At 49.5% G+C, this 18875-nt stretch carries 18 protein-coding genes and 1 other annotated feature; of the genes, 13 read left to right on the top strand and 5 right to left on the bottom strand.

The genetic code is table 11. The features are described 5' to 3' along the window. Nucleotides 1–61: 61 nt before the first annotated feature. The 10 genes from hutI (at nt 62) to guaD (ending at nt 11352) form a co-directional block, all read left to right on the top strand. Nucleotides 62–1351 carry an imidazolonepropionase gene (gene hutI / locus BLP63_RS03550; protein WP_092589494.1) on the top strand — a complete coding sequence of 430 codons (1290 nt, stop codon included), beginning with the start codon at nt 62–64 and terminating at the stop codon, nt 1349–1351. Between the two features lie 7 nt (nt 1352–1358). After that, nucleotides 1359–1940, top strand: coding sequence for a cyclodeaminase/cyclohydrolase family protein (locus tag BLP63_RS03545; protein ID WP_092589493.1), 582 nt, complete (start codon nt 1359–1361; stop codon nt 1938–1940). Nucleotides 1941–1962: 22 nt separating this feature from the next. Next, on the top strand, nt 1963–2835 hold the full coding sequence (ftcD, locus tag BLP63_RS03540; RefSeq protein ID WP_092589492.1) for a glutamate formimidoyltransferase: 873 nt from the start codon (nt 1963–1965) through the stop codon (nt 2833–2835). Between the two features lie 57 nt (nt 2836–2892). Continuing rightward, nucleotides 2893–4425 (top strand): histidine ammonia-lyase, encoded by a 1533-nt coding sequence (hutH, locus tag BLP63_RS03535; protein WP_092589569.1) that lies wholly within the window; start codon nt 2893–2895, stop codon nt 4423–4425. A 191-nt stretch (nt 4426–4616) separates the two neighbouring features. Next, nucleotides 4617–5228, top strand: coding sequence for an ECF transporter S component (locus tag BLP63_RS03530; protein ID WP_330387080.1), 612 nt, complete (start codon nt 4617–4619; stop codon nt 5226–5228). Nucleotides 5229–5243: 15 nt separating this feature from the next. Next, nucleotides 5244–6407 carry a pyridoxal-phosphate-dependent aminotransferase family protein gene (locus BLP63_RS03525; protein ID WP_092589491.1) on the top strand — a complete coding sequence of 388 codons (1164 nt, stop codon included), beginning with the start codon at nt 5244–5246 and terminating at the stop codon, nt 6405–6407. Between the two features lie 167 nt (nt 6408–6574). Further along, entirely contained in the window at nt 6575–8083 is a 1509-nt protein-coding gene (locus tag BLP63_RS03520) for a DUF1846 domain-containing protein (RefSeq protein WP_092589490.1), read from the top strand. A gap of 230 nt (nt 8084–8313) precedes the next feature. After that, nucleotides 8314–8949 carry a cyclase family protein gene (locus BLP63_RS03515; protein ID WP_092589489.1) on the top strand — a complete coding sequence of 212 codons (636 nt, stop codon included), beginning with the start codon at nt 8314–8316 and terminating at the stop codon, nt 8947–8949. Between the two features lie 148 nt (nt 8950–9097). Next, nucleotides 9098–9967 carry a pyrroline-5-carboxylate reductase gene (gene proC, locus BLP63_RS03510; protein WP_092589488.1) on the top strand — a complete coding sequence of 290 codons (870 nt, stop codon included), beginning with the start codon at nt 9098–9100 and terminating at the stop codon, nt 9965–9967. Nucleotides 9968–10080: 113 nt separating this feature from the next. Beyond that, a complete protein-coding gene (guaD, locus tag BLP63_RS03505) occupies nt 10081–11352 on the top strand; it encodes a guanine deaminase (protein ID WP_092589487.1) in 1272 nt (423 codons plus the stop codon). Nucleotides 11353–11452: 100 nt separating this feature from the next. Here guaD and greA read toward each other — a convergent pair whose 3' ends face one another. From greA to modA, 4 genes are all read right to left on the bottom strand, one after another. Further along, a complete protein-coding gene (greA, locus tag BLP63_RS03500; RefSeq protein ID WP_092589486.1) occupies nt 11453–11920 on the bottom strand; it encodes a transcription elongation factor GreA in 468 nt (155 codons plus the stop codon). Nucleotides 11921–12022: 102 nt separating this feature from the next. After that, nucleotides 12023–12736, bottom strand: a complete 714-nt coding sequence (locus BLP63_RS03495) for an ATP-binding cassette domain-containing protein (protein ID WP_092589485.1) — start codon at nt 12734–12736, stop codon at nt 12023–12025. 24 nt (nt 12737–12760) lie between these two features. After that, complete coding sequence (gene modB, locus BLP63_RS03490; RefSeq protein ID WP_170829265.1) at nt 12761–13435, bottom strand: molybdate ABC transporter permease subunit; 675 nt, start codon at nt 13433–13435, stop codon at nt 12761–12763. Between the two features lie 43 nt (nt 13436–13478). Next, nucleotides 13479–14339 (bottom strand): molybdate ABC transporter substrate-binding protein, encoded by an 861-nt coding sequence (gene modA, locus BLP63_RS03485; protein WP_092589483.1) that lies wholly within the window; start codon nt 14337–14339, stop codon nt 13479–13481. Nucleotides 14340–14650: 311 nt separating this feature from the next. On the opposite strand from modA, the gene glsA reads away from it, so the two are divergent. From glsA to asnS, 3 genes are all read left to right on the top strand, one after another. Then, complete coding sequence (gene glsA / locus BLP63_RS03480; protein WP_330387079.1) at nt 14651–15601, top strand: glutaminase A; 951 nt, start codon at nt 14651–14653, stop codon at nt 15599–15601. A gap of 113 nt (nt 15602–15714) precedes the next feature. Continuing rightward, a complete protein-coding gene (locus BLP63_RS03475) occupies nt 15715–16299 on the top strand; it encodes a helix-turn-helix domain-containing protein (protein WP_092589481.1) in 585 nt (194 codons plus the stop codon). A gap of 88 nt (nt 16300–16387) precedes the next feature. After that, nucleotides 16388–16638 (top strand) — a binding site (T-box leader). An 85-nt stretch (nt 16639–16723) separates the two neighbouring features. Further along, nucleotides 16724–18109: an asparagine--tRNA ligase gene (gene asnS / locus BLP63_RS03470; protein ID WP_170829264.1), complete on the top strand. Its 1386-nt coding sequence runs from the start codon at nt 16724–16726 to the stop codon at nt 18107–18109. A 53-nt stretch (nt 18110–18162) separates the two neighbouring features. On the opposite strand, the gene BLP63_RS03465 is transcribed toward asnS, so the two are convergent. Further along, nucleotides 18163–18864 (bottom strand): MgtC/SapB family protein, encoded by a 702-nt coding sequence (locus BLP63_RS03465; protein WP_092589480.1) that lies wholly within the window; start codon nt 18862–18864, stop codon nt 18163–18165. Between the last annotated feature and the right edge of the window lie 11 nt (nt 18865–18875).

Genomic DNA, 18875 nt, shown 5'->3' with positions numbered 1-18875 from the left:
CATTGACCACGACCGGCGATGTGCGACGCATCGCCGGTTTACTTGTGAAGGAGTGTGTGAAGTGAACAATGACAGCAAGGCACCCAAAAAGGCTGACTTAATCCTGAAAAACGCCTCTCAGCTGCTGACCTGTGCCGGAACAGACCCCTGCCAACTCGAAGTTCTGACCAATGGCTGGGCAGTCCTGGCGGGGGACCGTATTGTCGGTGTAGGTGGGGACAGGGACGCCCTGGAAGCCTTCAAAAAAAATGGCGGCTTTGACTGCAGCAATGCTGAAGAACATGATCTTAGCGGAAAAGTTCTGGCTCCTGGCTTTGTGGACTGTCATACGCACCTCGTCTTTGGCGGTTCCAGAATGGATGAATATGTGGCTAAGCTTCCCAGAGGAGATATGGAGGCGCTGGTGCGGCGGGGCATTCCAACAGGCCTGGCAGCCTCTATGGCCATGACCAGGGAAGCTTCGGAGGAAGCACTTACTGAAAGCGCCGGCAAGCGCCTCGAGAATCTCATGGCCTCCGGCATTACGACAGTGGAAATCAAGAGCGGCTATGGCTTTACGACAGAGCACGAGCTGAAGCAGCTGCGCGTTATAGAAAATTTGAGAAAAAAGCTGCCTCTTGACCTGCACGCTACCTTCCTGGGGGCCCACGGCTGGCCGCCAAACATGAAAAAAGAAGACTATATGGACCTCCTCCTGATGGAGATGATTCCTGAAATTGGACGTTCGGGCCTCGCCACCGCCTGTGATGTCTGGTGCGACGACGGCTATTACACGGCAGCGGAGTCAGAAAAGATCCTGAGCAGGGCGCTGGACTTTGGTATGAAGCCCAAGATCCACACGGATGCCTACTCGCTGATTGGGGGGTCTGAGCTTGCGGTCGAAATGGGCATGCTCTCCGCGGATCACTTGAATTACACGTCTTACGCGATCATGGAAAAAATGGCGACGGCGGGCATTCCAGGGGTGCTGCTCCCCGGTACGGACTTCAACGTGAACCATCCGGTACTGACGCAGCCGGGGCTTATGCTGAAGGCGGGGATGACCCTGGCCCTCGCGACGAACCTTAATCCTGGGAATTATGTGGAGTCCATGGCTTTTGTTCTGGTGCTGGCCTGCAGACGACATGGCATGACGCCGGGTGAGGCGGTTCGTGCCGCGACCATCGGCGGGGCAGTGGCACTTGGGCTGCAGGAGGACCGGGGAAGCATTGAGGTAAATAAGCGCGCAGACCTTCAGATCTGGGACACGCCGCGCTATGAAAATATCATTTACCGTCAGGGGGCGAGCCTCGTGGAGACGGTGATTAAAAACGGGCAGATTGTCTTTGGCCGTCTGACCCCAGAAAGGTGATATGAAGATGACTCAGAATCCTAAATATTCTTATAAAGCTTTGGAGCTGATCCTCGATTCCCGGGATGTCACGGTGGGCGGGGGATCGGCATCCGCTGTCTCGGCGGCCATGGCGGCCGGATTAATAGGTATGGTGGCCAGGCTGTCCACAAAAAAAGACTACGGCTTGAGCGCGGCGGCCCACGAGGAAGTCGCAGCGCGCTGTGACGTGCTGGCGCCTGAACTCATGCAGGGCTCTCTCGACGACATGGCGGCCTTTGCCATGATCAAGGCGGCCTTTGGCCTGCCAAAGGAAAGTGATGAGGAAAAACAGGCCCGCGCCAAAGCGATCAATGACGCGGCGGTTCAGGCGGCGCTGACCCCTTACGAAAATGCAAGGCGCGCCATGGAAGTCCTCGAGCTGGGCAGGAAGATCAAAAATGTGTCCAATCCTGCCGCGGGCTCGGATCTTCTCATAGGTCTGCACCTTTCTGAAATTGGCGTCAAAGGCTGTATAATGAACATGGAGGCGAATATGCCGCTGATCAAGGACGCGGAAAAGATTGAGCTTTTAAAAGGCTACATCATTCAGTTGAACAGTAAACTATAAAGCCTGCTTGGAGGGTTGAAACGTGAAAGTATTGTTAGCAGAGGTTAATGTCAGCGAAGGCAGAAATCTGGAGAATATTGAGGTCATGAGGGCCGCGCTTATGGAGGGCGCGGTGCTGCGCCTCCTTGAAGTCAACTCGGATAAAGATCACAACAGAACGGTGTTTACCTACAGCGGTGAACCGGAAGAGGTGCTTGAAGGAACGAAGCGGCTGGCAAAGAAGGCGGTGGAGCTGATTGATATGACGCATCACAGTGGCGCGCATCCAAGGATGGGCGCGGTGGACGTCGTGCCTTTTATTCCTGCGCGGGATGTGACCCAGGAAGAAGCTCTCGAAGTCGCCCGGGCTTTTGGCGCGTTTCTTGGAAGCCTTGGTGTGCCAGTGTACTACTATGAAGAAGCTGCGACGAAGCCGGAGCGCAAGAGCCTTGTGGACATCCGCAGGGGAGAGTATGAGTCTTTTGCGGAGAAGATGAAGCAAGAAGAGTGGCGTCCGGATGAAGGGCCATTTGAGTTTGTGCCAAAGAGCGGGGCGACGGTCACTGGCGTGAGATTTCCGCTGGTAGCCTTCAACGTTAACCTCAGGACGGATGATTTGGCGGCGGGCAAGCAGATTGTCAAAGCGGTCCGGGCTGCCACGGGTGGGTACCAGAACGTCCGGGCTATTGCCCTTGAGATCCCGGACAAGAAGATGGTTCAGATTTCCATGAACTTGACGCAATATCAAAAGACGCCTATCCACAGGGTCTTCGAAACTATTAAATCTGAAACAGAGAGCAGAGGCATTCTCATTGCGGATACCGAGCTTGTAGGACCGGTGCCGGTCATGGCTCTTGAGGATATGATGAAATTTTATCTCAGGTGCTACAGCTTCAACATGGAGCAGCTTTATTAATTCGTTGGATGAGCAGTTCGCTTAGGTGAACGTCAAATGGGAAAGGCAGGAATGAGTATGTCAGAATATATTTTACTGGATGGCAACACCGTCAGCATAGAGGATGTTGTCGAGATCGCGCGTTTTGGGAAGCTGGCTGCGCTGGAAGACGAAGCTAAGTCCAGAATTGTCAAATCCCGTGAATGTGTTGAGAAGTTTATTGCCGAGGGTAAGGCCATATATGGGCTCAATACTGGCTTTGGTAAATTCAGTGATATTGCCATAACGGCAGATCAGCTTGACGAGCTTCAGCGAAACCTGATTTACGCGGATGCTGTTGGGATTGGGCGGCCGTTTGATACAGAAATTGTGCGGGCCATTATGGTCCTGCGGGCCAACGCGTTAGCCAAGGGATTTTCGGGTATTAGGCTGTCCACAGTAGAGACTTTGGTTGAAATGGTGAATAAACGCGTCCATCCTATCATCAGGGAAAAGGGCTCTGTGGGCTCCAGTGGCGACCTCTGTCCTTTGGCGCATTTGGTTCTGGTCATGATGGGCGAGGGTGAAGCGGAATATAATGGCGTAGTAATGCCGGGGGCTGAGGCTATGGCGAAAGCGGGTATTGAGCCGGTCGTCTTAAAAGCCAAGGAGGGCCTGGCACTCATCAATGGCACTTGTGCCATGATGGGGGTTTCCGTCCTCACGGTTTACGATGCGCTCAATCTCCTCAAAACCGCGGACATTGTGGCAACGCTTACTGTCGAAGCCCTCGAAGGCATCCGGGACGCGTTTGATCCGCGGGTGCATAAAGCCCGCAACCAGAGGTGGCAGGAGGCTGTCGCGCGAAACCTCCTGAGGCTCTCGGAGGGCAGCCAGCTGACGACGGCTCAGGGCGAGCAGCGCATGCAGGATGGGTATACCCTTCGCTGCGTGCCTCAAATTCATGGCGCCAGCAGACCGGCTTATGAGTATGTGCGGGAGGTCATTGAAAACGAAATCAATGCAGCGACTGATAATCCGCTGATCTTCCCTGATGGAGAAATGGCCGTTATTTCAGGCGGCAACTTCCACGGTCAGCCTGTGGCGATCGCTATGGATACGCTGGGCATTGCCGTGGCGGAGCTCGGAAACGTTTCTGAACGACGCATTGAAAGACTGGTCAATCCGACCTTGAGTGGACTTCCGGCATTCCTGGTTAAAAATGGCGGCTTGAACTGCGGCTTCATGGTGCCGCAATACGCGGCAGCGGCAGTCGTCTCAGAGAATAAAATCCTGGCGCATCCGGCCAGTGTGGACTCCATCCCTACGTCTGCCAACCAGGAGGACCATGTCAGCATGGGGACCATAGCAGCGAGAAAAGCCAGGGAAATCCTTGGACACGTGGAGTATGTTCTGGGCATTGAGTGGCTCTGCGCGGCTCAGGCAGTGGATTTTAAAGATAAGGGACTGCTCGGTAAAGGCAGTCGTATGGCTTACAATACGTTGAGGGGGGCGGTGACCTTTATGGAAAGCGACCGGATCATCTACCCGGATATGGATCAGGCGTCAACGCTTATTCATAGCGGGGCTTTGGTCAACGCTGTTGAAGCGGTTGTGGGAGATCTGGAATAAAGTTGGTTGGAGCCTGGCACTTTTTCTTTTGGGAAAGCGCCAGGCTTCTTTTTTTTATTCAAAAAGGGGAGAAACAGTTGAAATTGTATGCATACACTATTGTGAAAAGTGAAATTGTATCTAAAAACACCTGGATTGTGCTTTACAAGTATGTATAATGAATTCAAGACTAAATTAAAGAGGTGGCTGAAATGACAGAATTGAATGTAAAGAGACCATCGGCAAAAACAGAAGCAGCAGTAGGCACAGTTGAAGAGAACAGCAGATCAATGACTCAGGTGGCAGCTGAAAAGCCCAGATCTGTTGCCAGAGAGGTCACTTTGAATGGCCTCTTGATCGCCCTGGTCTTCGTAAGCACTTACCTGATCCAGATCCGGCTTCCCGTGTCAATGAACGGCGGGTTGATCCATATGGGCAACGTGGCGCTGTTTACGGTGGCCCTTGTCTTTGGGAAACGAAAAGGTGCTATGGCAGGCGCTTTTGGCATGGGGCTGTTCGACTTGGTTTCAGGCTGGGTGGCCTGGGCGCCGTTCACCTTTGTTGTGAGAGGGGTTATGGGCTATCTGATTGGCCGTTTTTCAGAGGGCTTTGAGCGGGCATGGTGGAAAGCGCCTGCCGCGGTCGTTTTGGGCGGCCTATGGATGCTGGCTGGTTATTACGCTACAGAGGGGATTTTGTACGGCAACTGGATCGCGCCAGTGACTTCGATTCCCGGAAACTTGACTCAGCTCGCCCTTGGAGCCGTTGTCGCGATACCTTTTTCCGGTATGCTTAAGAGTAATGCTATAAAATTCATGAAATAGGGGAAGGTGAGGGGTATGACCTTTAAAGAAAAGCCATATTTGATTATGACGCCTGGACCAACTCAGCTGCATCCTGAAGTCCTTGGCGCGCTATCGCAATTTGAAACAAATCCTGATTTGGACCTGGATTTCCTGGAGGTTTATAAAGGTTTGTGCCATAGGATTTCGGTAAAAATGAATGCATCAGGGCCAACCATTATTTTGGCTGGCGAAGGCATCCTGGGCCTGGAAGCGGCATGCGCGTCTCTGATTGAACCTGGAGACCGGGTTCTGACCATTTCAAACGGCATCTTTGGAAGGGGGTTTGACGACTTTTCAACGATGTATGGAGGGGCGTCCGTGCTTTATGAAGGCGATTTGAGGCGAGGTCTTGATCCAGACAAACTGGAGGCTTTCATAGCCGAAAATGGCCCGTTTAAAGTGGCTACGGTTGTCCAGTGCGAAACCCCTTCAGGGATAACGAATGACCTTGAGGCCGTTGGGAAAATTCTGAACCGGCACGGCATTCTCTCCATTGTGGACGCGGTATCTTCTTTTGGCGGTGAGCGCCTTGAAGTGGACGCCTGGGGGCTGGACGTTGTGCTCAGCGGCTCGCAGAAAGTCCTTTCCGCGCCTGCTGGACTCAGTACAGTCACGCTTAGTGAGCGGGCCGTCAAGGCCATCAAAGACAGAAAGACAAAAGTTGCATCCTATTACGCGAATTTGTCAATTTGGCTGGATTTTTACGAAAGAAAGTCGTTTCCATATACCCAGCCGGTTCAGATGCTGATGGCGTTCGACATGGCGGTGGATCGCCTTGAACCTCGCGCTTCAATTGAACAGCATAGAGTCTATGCGGCGGCTGTGCGAGAGACGTTCAGGAAAACAGGCTTTGAATTGTACGCGCTGGATCACGAATCCAATACTGTGACGTCGGTACTCTTGCCAGTTGGAATCGATTTCAAGACCCTTTTCAGTAAAATGAAGGAAAATCATGGTGTCCTGATTGGTGGCGGCTTTAATTTCTTAGAAAATAAAATTTTCCGGATTGGCCATATGGGTGAGAATCTGGCGGCTGAAAAGCTCGCCGTGACACTGGATGCCCTTCAGGCATGTTTTGAAGACTTGGGGGTCAAGACATATAAAGGGCGTTATTCAGAAGTTTTTCTGACGCTGTTGAACGAGACCCGCTTCCTGTAATTCACGGCGAACCGATCATCAGCAGGGTACATTGTATGGACAAAAATAATTCGTGACAGTGCTCTTAAAGCTGACAAGCCCCTTTACATTACGCAGGCGCTGTGTGATAATAATGCTTTGATGAAAGCGTCAACAGCACGGCAAACGGAAAATGGGAGGGTTTTGTCTTGAAAATCGGGTTCGATCACAACAAGTACATCGAAGAACAATCGAAGTATATTCTGGAGCGGGTCAACAATTACGACAAGCTGTATCTGGAATTTGGGGGCAAGCTCCTGGGTGACTTTCACGCCAAACGTGTCCTGCCTGGCTTCGACGAAAATGCGAAAGTCAAACTTATGCACCACCTCAGAGATAAGATCGAGGTCGTCATCTGCGTCTATTCCGGAGACATTGAGCGCAATAAAATTCGCGGCGATTTTGGCATCACCTACGACATGGACGTCCTGAGACTGATCGACGACCTCCGAACGTATGAACTTGATGTGAACAGCGTCGTCATTACCCGCTATGACAATCAGCCGGCCACCACCGTTTTCATTAACCGCCTGGAGCGGCGCGGCATTAAGGTTTACAAGCACTTTGCCACTAAAGGCTATCCTACGGATGTAGACGCCATTGTCAGCGACGAGGGCTATGGGAAGAACCCATACATTGTCACTACCAAGCCCATTGTACTGGTCACTGGGCCGGGACCTGGCAGCGGGAAACTGGCGACCTGCCTGAATCAGCTTTATCACGAGCACAAGCTTGGCCGCGCAGCCGGCTATTCCAAATACGAAACCTTCCCAATCTGGAACGTGCCGCTGAAGCATCCTGTCAACATTGCCTATGAAGCAGCTACGGCGGACCTGAAAGATGTCAATATGATTGACTCCTTCCATTTTGATGCGTATAACGAGGTCACGGTCAACTACAACAGGGACATTGAAATGTTTCCGGTGCTTAGGAGAATCATAGAAAAGATCACTGGCGAAGCCGCGGTCTACAAGTCTCCTACGGATATGGGCGTCAATCGCGTAGGCTTTGGGATCATTGATGATGAAGTGGTCAAGGAAGCCTCCCGCCAGGAAATTATCCGCAGATATTTCAAAACGAGCAACGAATACAAAAAAGGCTTTGTCGAGAAAGATGTGTCTGACCGGGTGAAGCTGATCATGGAGGAGCTCAACCTCAAAGAGGAAGACCGCAAGGTCGTTATGCCTGCTCGAGCGTACTCCGCCAAGCTCAGAAAGCAGTCCAACAAGAACGAGCTTTCACCAGTGGTCGCGCTTGAGCTGCCGGATGGCGTCATTGTCACCGGAAGAACTTCCACACTTATGGATGGATCCGCGGCAGCACTGCTCAACGGGATCAAGCATTTGGCGAACATTTCAGATGAAATTCACCTTATTTCCCCAGTGATTCTTGAGCCCATTGTCGACTTAAAAGCAAACAAGCTCGGCAGCCGCAACACTTTGCTCGACTGCGAAGAAATCCTGATCGCCCTGAGTATTTCCGCGGCGACAAACCCAACGGCCCAAGTTGCCCTTGACAAAATCTCTATGCTTAAAGGCTGCCAAGCTCATTCGACGACTATTCTCAGCATGAATGATGAGCAGACTTTCAGAAAAATTGGGATTGATTTAACTTGTGATCCGGAGTATCCATCTGAAAGTCTTTACTACAATAATTAAATATACTGTTTAGCCGGTCAAGAAAAGCGCCTGGCCACACCACTTCACTTTGGAAATGGTGTGGCTTTTTTCATTTAAGCATTCTCAAGGGGCGTCGAAAGTGATATTATGAAAAATAATGTGTATGTATACTTTTGACAGAAGCCGCTGATGCTGCAGGGGTGACATTTTATGTTTGTCATCCGCTGGCTTTATAGTTGCTCTTATATAGCAGATTTAGGGGGATGCTCATGAAAATTATTGATCTGACGCATTTAATCAAAGAGAATATGCCCGTGTTTCCCGGAACAGAACCCCCGGTCCTCGAGGCGGCAAATACGCTGGAAAGAGATGGCTTCCGGGAGAAAAAGCTTCATATGTATTCACATACTGGCACGCATATGGATGCGCCGGCACATATGATCAATAAAGGTTGGACCCTTGACCAAGTTGGGATTGAGGCGTTTTTTGGGCCAGCGGTCAAAATTGACGCAAGAGGCCTCAAGAGGATTGAAAAAATACACCTTGAACCTCTGACAGACTCTGGTGCTGAGTTCTTAGTACTCTGGACGGGCTGGGATCAGTATTGGGGGACAGAAAAGTACTTTGGGGCGTTTCCTGCACTGAGTCTTGAAGCTGCGGCGTGGCTCACGGGCCTCTCTCTAAAAGGGATTGGTGTGGATGCCATTTCCATTGATCCTATGGATTCTGAGGATTTTGCCGTTCATCTTGAACTGCTTTCAAATGACATGGTTTTGATTGAAAATTTACGTGGTCTTGAGCAGCTGCCGGAGCAGTTTATTTTCAGTGCAATGCCTCTGAAGCTGGAGGACGCGGATGGATCGCCAGTACGCGCGTACGCATTGCTTGAGGCGGACAAGCTCTAATATACAGGATTGTGACATGCTTACAAAAAATAGTCATGGTTCTTTCAAAAGGCATTTTTAATGGCATTTTAAAGTATTTTTATCTGAAGGACAGAAGGGAGGAAGGGACACGGATACCCTTGACCAAAGTCAAGGGAGATGGATTCCAATGCGGTTTCACTACAGCGCAGCGGCTTACATGCAGATTGGTGTCTCGCCATATATGAAACTTGCAATGATTGGATGCGGCAACATGGGTAAGATTTTGCTTCAGAGCGTGCTTAAAGCGGGGAAGCTTACGCCCTCCGAATTTTCAGTCTATGACAGAAATCCTGACAGAAGAAAAGCTCTGGGAGAGCAGTATCCAGGCCTGGATTTGCCGGATAATCCCTATGAGTGCGTTTACGAAGCAGATTATCTGTTGCTTGCTATCAAACCTTATCAATACGCAGCCATGCTTGCAGAGGTAAGGGACTCGATTTCCAAGGAAACGGTGATCATCTCCATTGCGGCGGGCATAGGTACCGAGCACCTCAAGCGCTGGATTGACCCAGAGGTCAAAGCGGTCATTACAATGCCAAATACACCGGCACTGGTCAACAAAGGCCTGACGGCGGTGTCCTATGGTGAAGGCCTCAGCGAAGAAGAGAAGACTTTCGCCCGGGAGCTCTTTAACTGTGTAGGTGAAGTCGTGGAGATTGAAGAAAAACTGATGTATGTTGTACCTGCAATCAGTGCTTCTGCGCCAGCCTATATTTATGTGCTGATAGAAGCTATGGCGGATGGCGGCGTCATGCAAGGCCTCCCAAGGGATCTGGCGTATAAGATGGCCGCCCTGACGGTGGAGGGTTCAGCCCGCATGGTACTTGATACCGGCAAGCATCCTGGTGAGTTGAAGGACCTGGTAACTTCGCCAGGGGGCACCACCATTGTAGCGCTAAAGAGCCTTGAAAATGACAAATTCAGGGCAGCCATTATCAACGCCATGGAGGCTGGCACGAAGCGCGTTGAACAGATGATGAAAGGGCAACAACCGTAATTTGTAGATAAGTAACAAAACAATATGTGGAAAACCGCAGAAAATTTTGAGCTCTTTGCAACTTTCTGTTACAATGTTCGTGTAACTAAACGAAGGTTAAGGAGCGTTGTGAAATGGCGATAGCTTATCAAGGACACATCCTTTTTACCAAACAACCGGATCGGTTTGAAATTCATGAAAATGGCGTCGTGATTGTGGACGAAGGCAAAATTTTGGAGGTGCTTGAGGCACTGCCGGAAAACAGGGAGGGTCTGGAAATCTTCAATATGGGAGATCGCTTGATCGTTCCGGGCTTTGTCGACCTTCATTTCCATGCGCCTCAGTTTCCAAATCTGGGTCTTGGTCTTGACAAAGAGCTGCTCCCATGGCTTGAGGATTACACCTTCCCTGAGGAAGCCAAATACTCAGATATGGAATATGCCGAATCGGTTTTTACACGAGTGGCCAGAGAGATTTGGCGTCAGGGCACCACTCGGGTCGTCCTGTTCAGCAGCGTGCATAAAGAAAGCACCGAGCTGCTCATGTCAATTTTTGACAGAGCTGGACTGGGCGCTTATGTAGGCAAGGTCAATATGGACCGGAACTGTCCGGACTTCCTGGTAGAAAACACGGAGGCCTCCATAGAGGCGACCCGTGCATGGCTCGAGTCGACCAAAGACAAATACCCTCGAGTCAAACCTCTGATTACGCCGCGGTTTGTGCCTACCTGCACTTCAGAGCTGATGCGGGCACTGGGGGATCTGGCTGAAGCCTATGATGTTCCGGTTCAAACTCATATCTCGGAAAATCAGGCAGAGGTCGAATGGGTCAAAGAGCTTCATCCTGAAAGCGCGGACTATACTTCCGTTTATGAAGATCATGGCTTATTGGGAGATCGGACCGTTCTGGCGCACTGCGTCTTCAACACGGAGGCGGAGATCGCTAAAATGGCAGCGCTTGGTGTCTTTGCGGCCCATTGTCCAAATGCCAACTATAATCTTGCCAGTGGTATTATGCCCGTGAGGCAGTTCTTGAATGCCGGCGTTAAGGTGGGCTTGGGAACGGATGTAGGGGCTGGGCATAAAGTGTCCATTGCCAGTGTCATGAGCACGGCGATCCAGGCATCCAAAATTGCCTGGCTGAATTCAGACAGAACCTTGGCCCCACTCACCACGTCAGAAGCGTTCTATCTGGGCACCAAAGGCGGCGGCGCCTACTTTGGCAAAGTTGGCAGCTTTGAGCCTGGATATGAGTTTGACGCCTTGGTGATTGATGATCACCGGCTCGGCGTCACTGAGGGAAGAACACTCGAAGAAAGGCTTCAGAGATTCCTCTATATAGGGGATGACCGTGACATTGTGACAAGATTTGTCTCAGGGGACGAGATTTTGGAGCCCTCCATGTAAGCTGAACGCGCAATTTATTAAAACCAAAAATAAAAAAAGGGAAGTCGGTGTCAAACAGTCAGTTTCAACTGACCATAGACATACGCTTCCCTTTTTTGTTTTAGTTCTTGACGGATACAACCTTCAAGGAGACACTGCCTCCAGGCGTGAAAATATTCACGACATCCCCAGCTTTGCGTCCTATGATCGCTGAGCCAATGGGGGATTCATTCGAGATTTTCCCTTCAAAGGGATCTGCTTCAATTTTTGTGACGAGCGTAAAGTCATCCTGGTCGCCACTTTCGATGTAAAGAACCTCGACTTCTGACCCAAGCCTGACCTGATCCTCAGTGTAATCACTGACATCCTCCAGCTCGTAGCTTTCAAGCATTTCTTTTACCTTTAAAATTTCTGTCTCGTTTAAAGACTGCGCTTCCCGTGCGGCATGGTATTCCGCATTCTCTGAAAGATCGCCGAAGCCGCGGGCTTTTTTGATTTCTTCAGAAATTTCTTTTCGCTTTCCAATCAGCAAGTCGAGCTCGCGCTCTAACTTTCCTACTGCTTCCTCGGTTAAAATGAGTTTCTTCAAGTGATCACTCCTTCGATACAAAGACCATCATACCAGAAAGTGAGATCAAAATTAAGCGTTTTTTAATATTTTTTTAATTGTTGTCTTATTATTTGTCATTTCTTATAAGTTGTCAGCCTGCTGTTTCAAACTTACAGCCCTGCCCATGTGGATCTCAAGGTGGTCCCCTGGAAAGGCTTCAGCCTCCTCCGGGTGATGGGTCACGAGGATCATGGCCTTCCCGTAATGTGCCTGAACGGACAAAAGAAGTCTGATGGCGTTGTCCCGGTTGGTCCGGTCAAGAGCAGCGAAGGGCTCATCCATAAGAAGAATGTCCGCTTCAGAGGACAGCGCCCGTGCGATCGCTACGCGCTGACGCTCGCCGCCGGACAAATCAGCAGGATACTTTGATGCCAAGTGGGCAATCCTTAGAAAATCCAGTTGCTCGTGAACTTTCAGCTCAGAGTCTGAAAGGCACTTGGCGTTAGCGAGGCGTCTGGTGCCTATGAGACGCCCATAGCGCTTAGGCCGTTCACGAACGCCAAATATGACATTTTCAAGTACAGTCATGTGCGGAAACAGCGCCAGGGATTGAAAGATATAACCGATTCTCCGGTCTCTTGGTGGCAGAGATACGCCGCTTCTGTTATTGTAGAGCTCCCTGCCGTTTAGCCTCAGATAGCCGCCGTCTGGCTCTGCGAGTCCGCAGATCAGGTTGAGCAGCGTTGTCTTCCCTGAACCGGAGGGCCCCATAAGTGTTAATATTGGTGATGCAGAGCGGTGCGCTATATCCAGCGTGAAGGCATCCAGCTGCTTGATGAAGTGAAAGTCTATCATTGAGAACAGCTCCTATCATTGAACTTATTGAGTCCGGCTCTTATCGAGCAGAAAGTTGACGCTGAACATGGCAGCTATGCCTATAGTCAGAGAAATGACCAGCAGCAGGTTGGCCGCTGTGTGGTCGCCATTCTCTGCGGCGAAGTAAAGGGCGGTTGGAATCGTTTGGGTCTTGCCCGGAATGTTTCCCGCTACCATGAGTGTCGCCCCAAATTCACCAATAGCCCTGGCAAATGACAACGCAAGCCCTGTCAGAAGCTTGGGTCTTGCAAGGGGGAGCGTCACTTCGATGAAAATGCGCCATTCATGTGCGCCCAGGGTTCTTGCCGCATTTTCAAGTCGGTGGTCCACCCCCTGGAAGCCGGCCCGGGCGCTTTGATACATCAAGGGCAGGGAAACGATCACTGCTGCGATCACCGCGGCGGTCCAGCTGAAGAGGAGGGTTTCGCCGGTGGCGAGATAAATGAGGCTGCCAAGCCAGCTGTTCTTGCCAAGGGAAATCAGCAGCAAATACCCCACAATGGAGGGCGGCAAGACCATCGGCAAAACCACCAGGGTCTCTATGACCCTAAAAGAAGTTTTCTTCGAGCGGGACAATGATCTGGCCAGCAGGGTGCCAAGAAGGCCCGTCAGCAGCGTTGAGACTGCAGCAATTCTAAGGGAGAGAAGGACCGCACTGATAATTTGAGCTTGGGACATGGTCATCACTCCTGTTCGGCAAGGTTATAGGCGACACGGAATATCACTGTGGCAGGGAAAAGCCGTAGGACTCGAAAATGGCAGAAGCCTCTGGGCTGCCCAGGAAGTCAAGGAAATCTGCCGCGGCTTCTGCCTGAGGGCTGCTGGCGCTGACTGCCGCAGGGTAAAGAATTGGCCGATGGCTTTCCGCCGGCAACATGACAACAAAAAAGTCGCCTTCCAATAAACCGGCATCTGTGGAAAAGACAAAGCCAGCGTCAACGGCGCCTGAATTCAAATACTGAACGACTTGACGCGCGTCCTTGGCAAAGAGCTGCTTGCCCTCGATCAGGCCATTCAAGCCTAAAGCCACCAGAGACTCCATGGCATACTGACCAACGGGAACACTTGAGGGATCCCCAAGGGTTATGCGCTCAGCCTGAGTCATGTTCACAGGGAGGGTTTCCAGGGTCACGGCTGATTTAGAGACATAGCAGATTTGATTGCTCAGAAGATCTCGAATGGTGTGGTCCAGGAGCTGGCCGGATTCAGAAAGGGTGTTCATATCCTTGGAGGAAGCCAAAAAAACCAGATCGAAAGGTGCGCCTTCTTCCAGCTGCTTTCGGAGGGTGCCCGAGGAGGCGTAGGAAATTTTTAGAACAACACCTTTTTGTGCATTATACAGGGCTGAAATTTCATCCAGGGGCTTTGTCAGGGAAGAAGCTGCACCAACGACCAGTTCCTGCCCAGAAGTTTGGGCAGAGCCTCCACAGCCAGATAAGCCAAAAAGCAGGACAGACAGGAGTACAAATAGTGAAGCTGTGCGTCTTGAATCAGGTCCTTCTATTGGTTTTGGGCTGAATAAACAACTGTTAAGGGCAGATCTTATATCCCTGATACCGTGTAACAAATTGAGAAAGCTCATATAGTTGTCCCCTTCGTTATGTATTTTAAAGTATAACGCTGTTCTAAAGAAATCGACACAGAATTAATGTGTCGAATTCTATGGCCATTATAGCACAAATTAATAGACCCTGACAGAGAAAAAAGTCTTGCAATGAAGTGAACTGAAAGTTATTATAAAAAAGACGAATTGAATACAAAAGGTGTATATATTATTAAAAACAACTAAAAAATAGTTCGCGCACACCACAAACGCGCTAAAATTGATTGCGCAATAAAACGAAGTTTCTTGTGCGTGCAAATAATGGACGAAGGGAAGTGAAGGTGTAAGCTGTGTTTCGTAATTGTGCCATAGCTGCAGCCGCTAAAATGCATGACTATTTGAATCAATTAGTTGAAGCTTACGCACCGGCTGCGAGGCAGGGGAGAGTTGCAACATATATTCCCGAGCTCGCAAAAGTTGATCCTGACGGAATTGGCATTTGTGTCAGAACGGCAGAAGGCCTCTATTGCGCTGGAGATGCGGAAACGAAATTCACCATTCAGAGTGTGTCAAAGCCAATGGCACTTATTCTGGCGCTAATGGACTGGGGTCCTGACAAAATTTTCGAAAAGGTGGGCAAAGAGCCTACAGGTGATCCCTTTAATTCAATGATCCGGCTTGAAACTCACGAAAAGCACAAGCCTTTCAATCCCATGATCAATGCGGGAGCTATTTCTATAGCTGCAATGATCAAAGGGGATTCCACAGCGCATAAAATTGAAAGACTTCTGGGATTTGTCCGGAAGATTGCCCACAATCCCAATATTGAAATTGACCAGCGCGTTTATCTCAGTGAAAAGGAAACTGGACACAGGAATCGTTCAATTGCCCATTTTTTGAGGGCTATGAAAAACTTTGATCAGGATCCGGATGAGGTGCTTGAAGTTTATTTCAGCCAATGCTCCATCAGCCTGAACTGCTCGGATTTGTCCAACATGGCTATGGTTCTGGCGCTGGATGGAAAGTGCTACGTTACAGGCGAGCAGCTGTTTCCGGTGGAATACGCGAAGATTGCCAAAGCTTATATGGTGACGTGTGGTATGTATGATGGCTCAGGCGAATTTGCGATTCACGTTGGTCTGCCTGCGAAATCAGGCGTCGGCGGCGGCATCATGGCGGTTTCGCCGGGACAAATGGGGATTGGGGTTTATGGACCTGCACTGGACCCTAAAGGGAATTCTGTTGTTGGCATCAAGATGCTCAAGGCTTTGTCTGATACATATAACTTGAATATTTTTTAAAATGTTTTGTTTCGCAGAAATTCTTCACCATGATTAAAAAATAACGCAAATCCATGGAAAAAATTTTAATATAGGTTTATAATGATAATAAGTCTTAAACATGGAGCGTGCGTATGCCAAACAATATCGGTGATAAAATCAAAGATTTGCGTTTGTCAAAAAAAATGACCTTAAAAGAGCTCAGTGAAATGACAGAATTGTCCATTGGCTTTCTTTCACAGGTCGAACGCGGTCTGACTGCGCTGGCGATCACGTCTCTTGAAAAAATTGCCAGAGCGCTGGATGTGGACCTTTCTTACTTCTTTCCTCTCAAAAAGAGAAGCAATGACGTGATTATGCGGTCCTATGAGCGAGAGGTCGCGAGGGTGGACAGCGCGCATTTTATTCATTATCACTTGAGCAATGATTTGGACAACCGTGATATATTGCCGCGTATGATTGAAATATTGCCTAAGTCAGAGGATGAGATGCTGTCACCTTATCAGCACGAAGGCGAAGAGTTCATCTATGTATTGGAAGGCATCTTCACTTTGTATCTGAACAATGAGCGTTTTGAGCTTTACCCTGGTGACTGCGCCCATTTTGAATCGAGTACGGTACACAATTGGGCCAACTACACGAGCAGAATGGTGAAGATCCTGCTTATCAACGTACCGAATGGGTTTAAGCATTCGGATGTCGTCGAACCAATGCTGTAAACTTGCCTCCATATTCCTTGGAGTGCAGAGGCCTTAAGTCTCTATTTGACTAAAGGCCTTTCTTGCATTATAATGGCTGTAATTCAGCAGATCAGCTGTGATGGGAAGAGTAACGCGACTGGCAAACTGCAGCGAAGCGGGGAGGGTGTAAGCCCGCTGTTATGTAGACGTGTGAAAAACGCCCCGGAGCTCCTGACCGAACGCTAAGTCCCTTGAATGAGCATTATTCGGGAATAGCTGGTAGATTCAGGCGAGTGACCTTCGTTAAAAGGTCTTTGAGAGGCCATAGCTGTTTTATGGCAATCAGGGTGGTACCGCGAATTACCTTTCGTCCCTTGTCTTTGAGAAGGAATGGAAGGTTTTTTGTATGTTTGAAGTCACCAAAAGACTACTCATAAATCAAAGAATAATTGGAGGAATCTGCATGCAATTGATGAAGGATTTAATACTCAGCTACAATGAGCTGGCAGGAAAGTCAGTTACTGTAGGGGGCTGGATCAGGACGGTCCGTGACAGCAAGAACTTTGGTTTTATTGAATTGAATGATGGCACGACTTTTAAGAATGTACAGATCGTCTTTGATGAGTCCCTCAGCAATTTTAAAGAAGTAGCCAAATATCCTATTTCGACCTCCCTGATCATCACTGGAGAACTGGTTTTAACGCCTCAAGCCAAGCAGCCGTTTGAAATCAAGGCGACAGAAATTGTCATTGAGGGGACTTCGGATGCGGATTATCCGCTTCAGAAAAAGCGTCATACCCTCGAATATCTGAGAACGATCGCTCACCTCAGACCGCGGAGCAATACTTTTTCAGCGGCTTTCAGAGTCAGATCCGTGGCGGCATTCGCCATTCACCGCTTTTTCCAGGAAAAGGGATTTGTTTATGCGCACACGCCAATTATTACAGGCAGTGACGCGGAAGGTGCCGGTGAAATGTTCCGGGTGACGACTTTAGAGCTGGGGAACCCGCCCAGAACAGAGTCAGGCGCTATTGACTTTTCTGAAGACTTCTTTGGCAAAGAAACCAACCTCACAGTCAGCGGTCAGCTGGAAGCGGAAATTTTTGCGCAAGCCTTCAGAAACACCTATACCTTTGGTCCTACCTTCCGTGCTGAAAACTCAAACACGGCACGCCATGCCGCTGAATTCTGGATGATTGAGCCTGAAATGGCATTCACGGATATTAACGGCAATATGGAAATTGCGGAAGAGATGATCAAGTACATCATCCAGTACGTCATGGAGCAATGCCCTGAGGAAATAGCATTCTTTAACGAGCGTATTGATACTGGTCTTCTGGAGCGGCTGACCAATGTCGTCAACTCTGATTTCGCGAGGGTCACTTATACTGAGGCTGTCGAGCTGCTCGAGAAAGCTGACGTTAAATTTGAGTTTCCAGTCAGCTGGGGACTGGACCTTCAAACGGAGCACGAACGTTATCTTACTGAGAAAATCTTCAAGAAGCCTGTCTTTGTCGTCAATTATCCTAAGGAAATCAAAGCGTTTTATATGAGACTGAATGAAGACGGAAAAACTGTCGCAGCTATGGATCTTCTGGTTCCGGGCGTTGGCGAAATCATAGGCGGTTCTCAGCGTGAAGAACGCTTTGACAACCTGGTTCAGCGCATTAAAGATATGAATCTTAACGTTGAGGATTATTGGTGGTACCTTGAGCTCAGAAAGTATGGCACCACACGCCATGCGGGCTATGGCCTTGGCTTTGAGAGAATCCTCATGTATTTGACGGGGATCACGAATATTCGTGACGTTATACCGTTCCCGAGAACCGTAAAGACAGCGGAATTTTAACATCCCAATCCCAATAAAAAAGAGACCGAAAGGCCTCTTTTTTTTACAAATTATTAGAAATCCACTGTTCTCTGGTATAGCGGCGTCACCTGTTCTACAGAATGTAAACCGCTGAGGGAGGACAGGTCATCCATCAGTCCGGCGAGATCAAAGCCCTTTTGAAATTTCAAGGCTATGGTTATGACTGCCGTACGATCACTTTGATGATCCAAGTCAATGTCTTGAATAAGACACTTATGAAACCCGGTGACATCCCCAATTTTTCCAATTTGTCCAGGGGTATTTTCTGAAACAATGCGCAGGATCAGCTGCCTGCGTTTTCTAAGAATGCTTTTTTCCATTCGGGCGAATACCTCAAGAATGATAAAAACGGTCAGTGTGGTTATGGCGCTTATGGCATAATAACCGGCGCCAATGGCAAGACCTATGCAAGCGACGGTCCAGAGACTGGCGGCAGTGGTCAATCCTTTGACAGAATTGCCTTCTTTAATGATTGTTCCTGCGCCTAAAAAGCCAATGCCGCTTATGACCGCAGCGCCAAATCTGCCTGGATCCAAGTTGACAGTGTCCCCGTAGCCACTGATCATCACGCTGTTGATCATCATGACCAGTGTGGCGCCAACGCTGACGAGCATGTGCGTTCGAAAACCGGCAGGCCGGTTGACCCTTTCACGCTCAAGTCCAATCAGGCCACCGAGCACACAGGACAGCAGAAGCTTGATCAGCATATCCGAACTAACCATAATTTGCGGCATTTTAATCCCTC

The sequence above is a fragment of the Acidaminobacter hydrogenoformans DSM 2784 genome, from assembly GCF_900103005.1.
Classification (GTDB): domain Bacteria; phylum Bacillota; class Clostridia; order Peptostreptococcales; family Acidaminobacteraceae; genus Acidaminobacter; species Acidaminobacter hydrogenoformans.
This window is presented reverse-complemented; position numbering and strand designations above follow the sequence as displayed.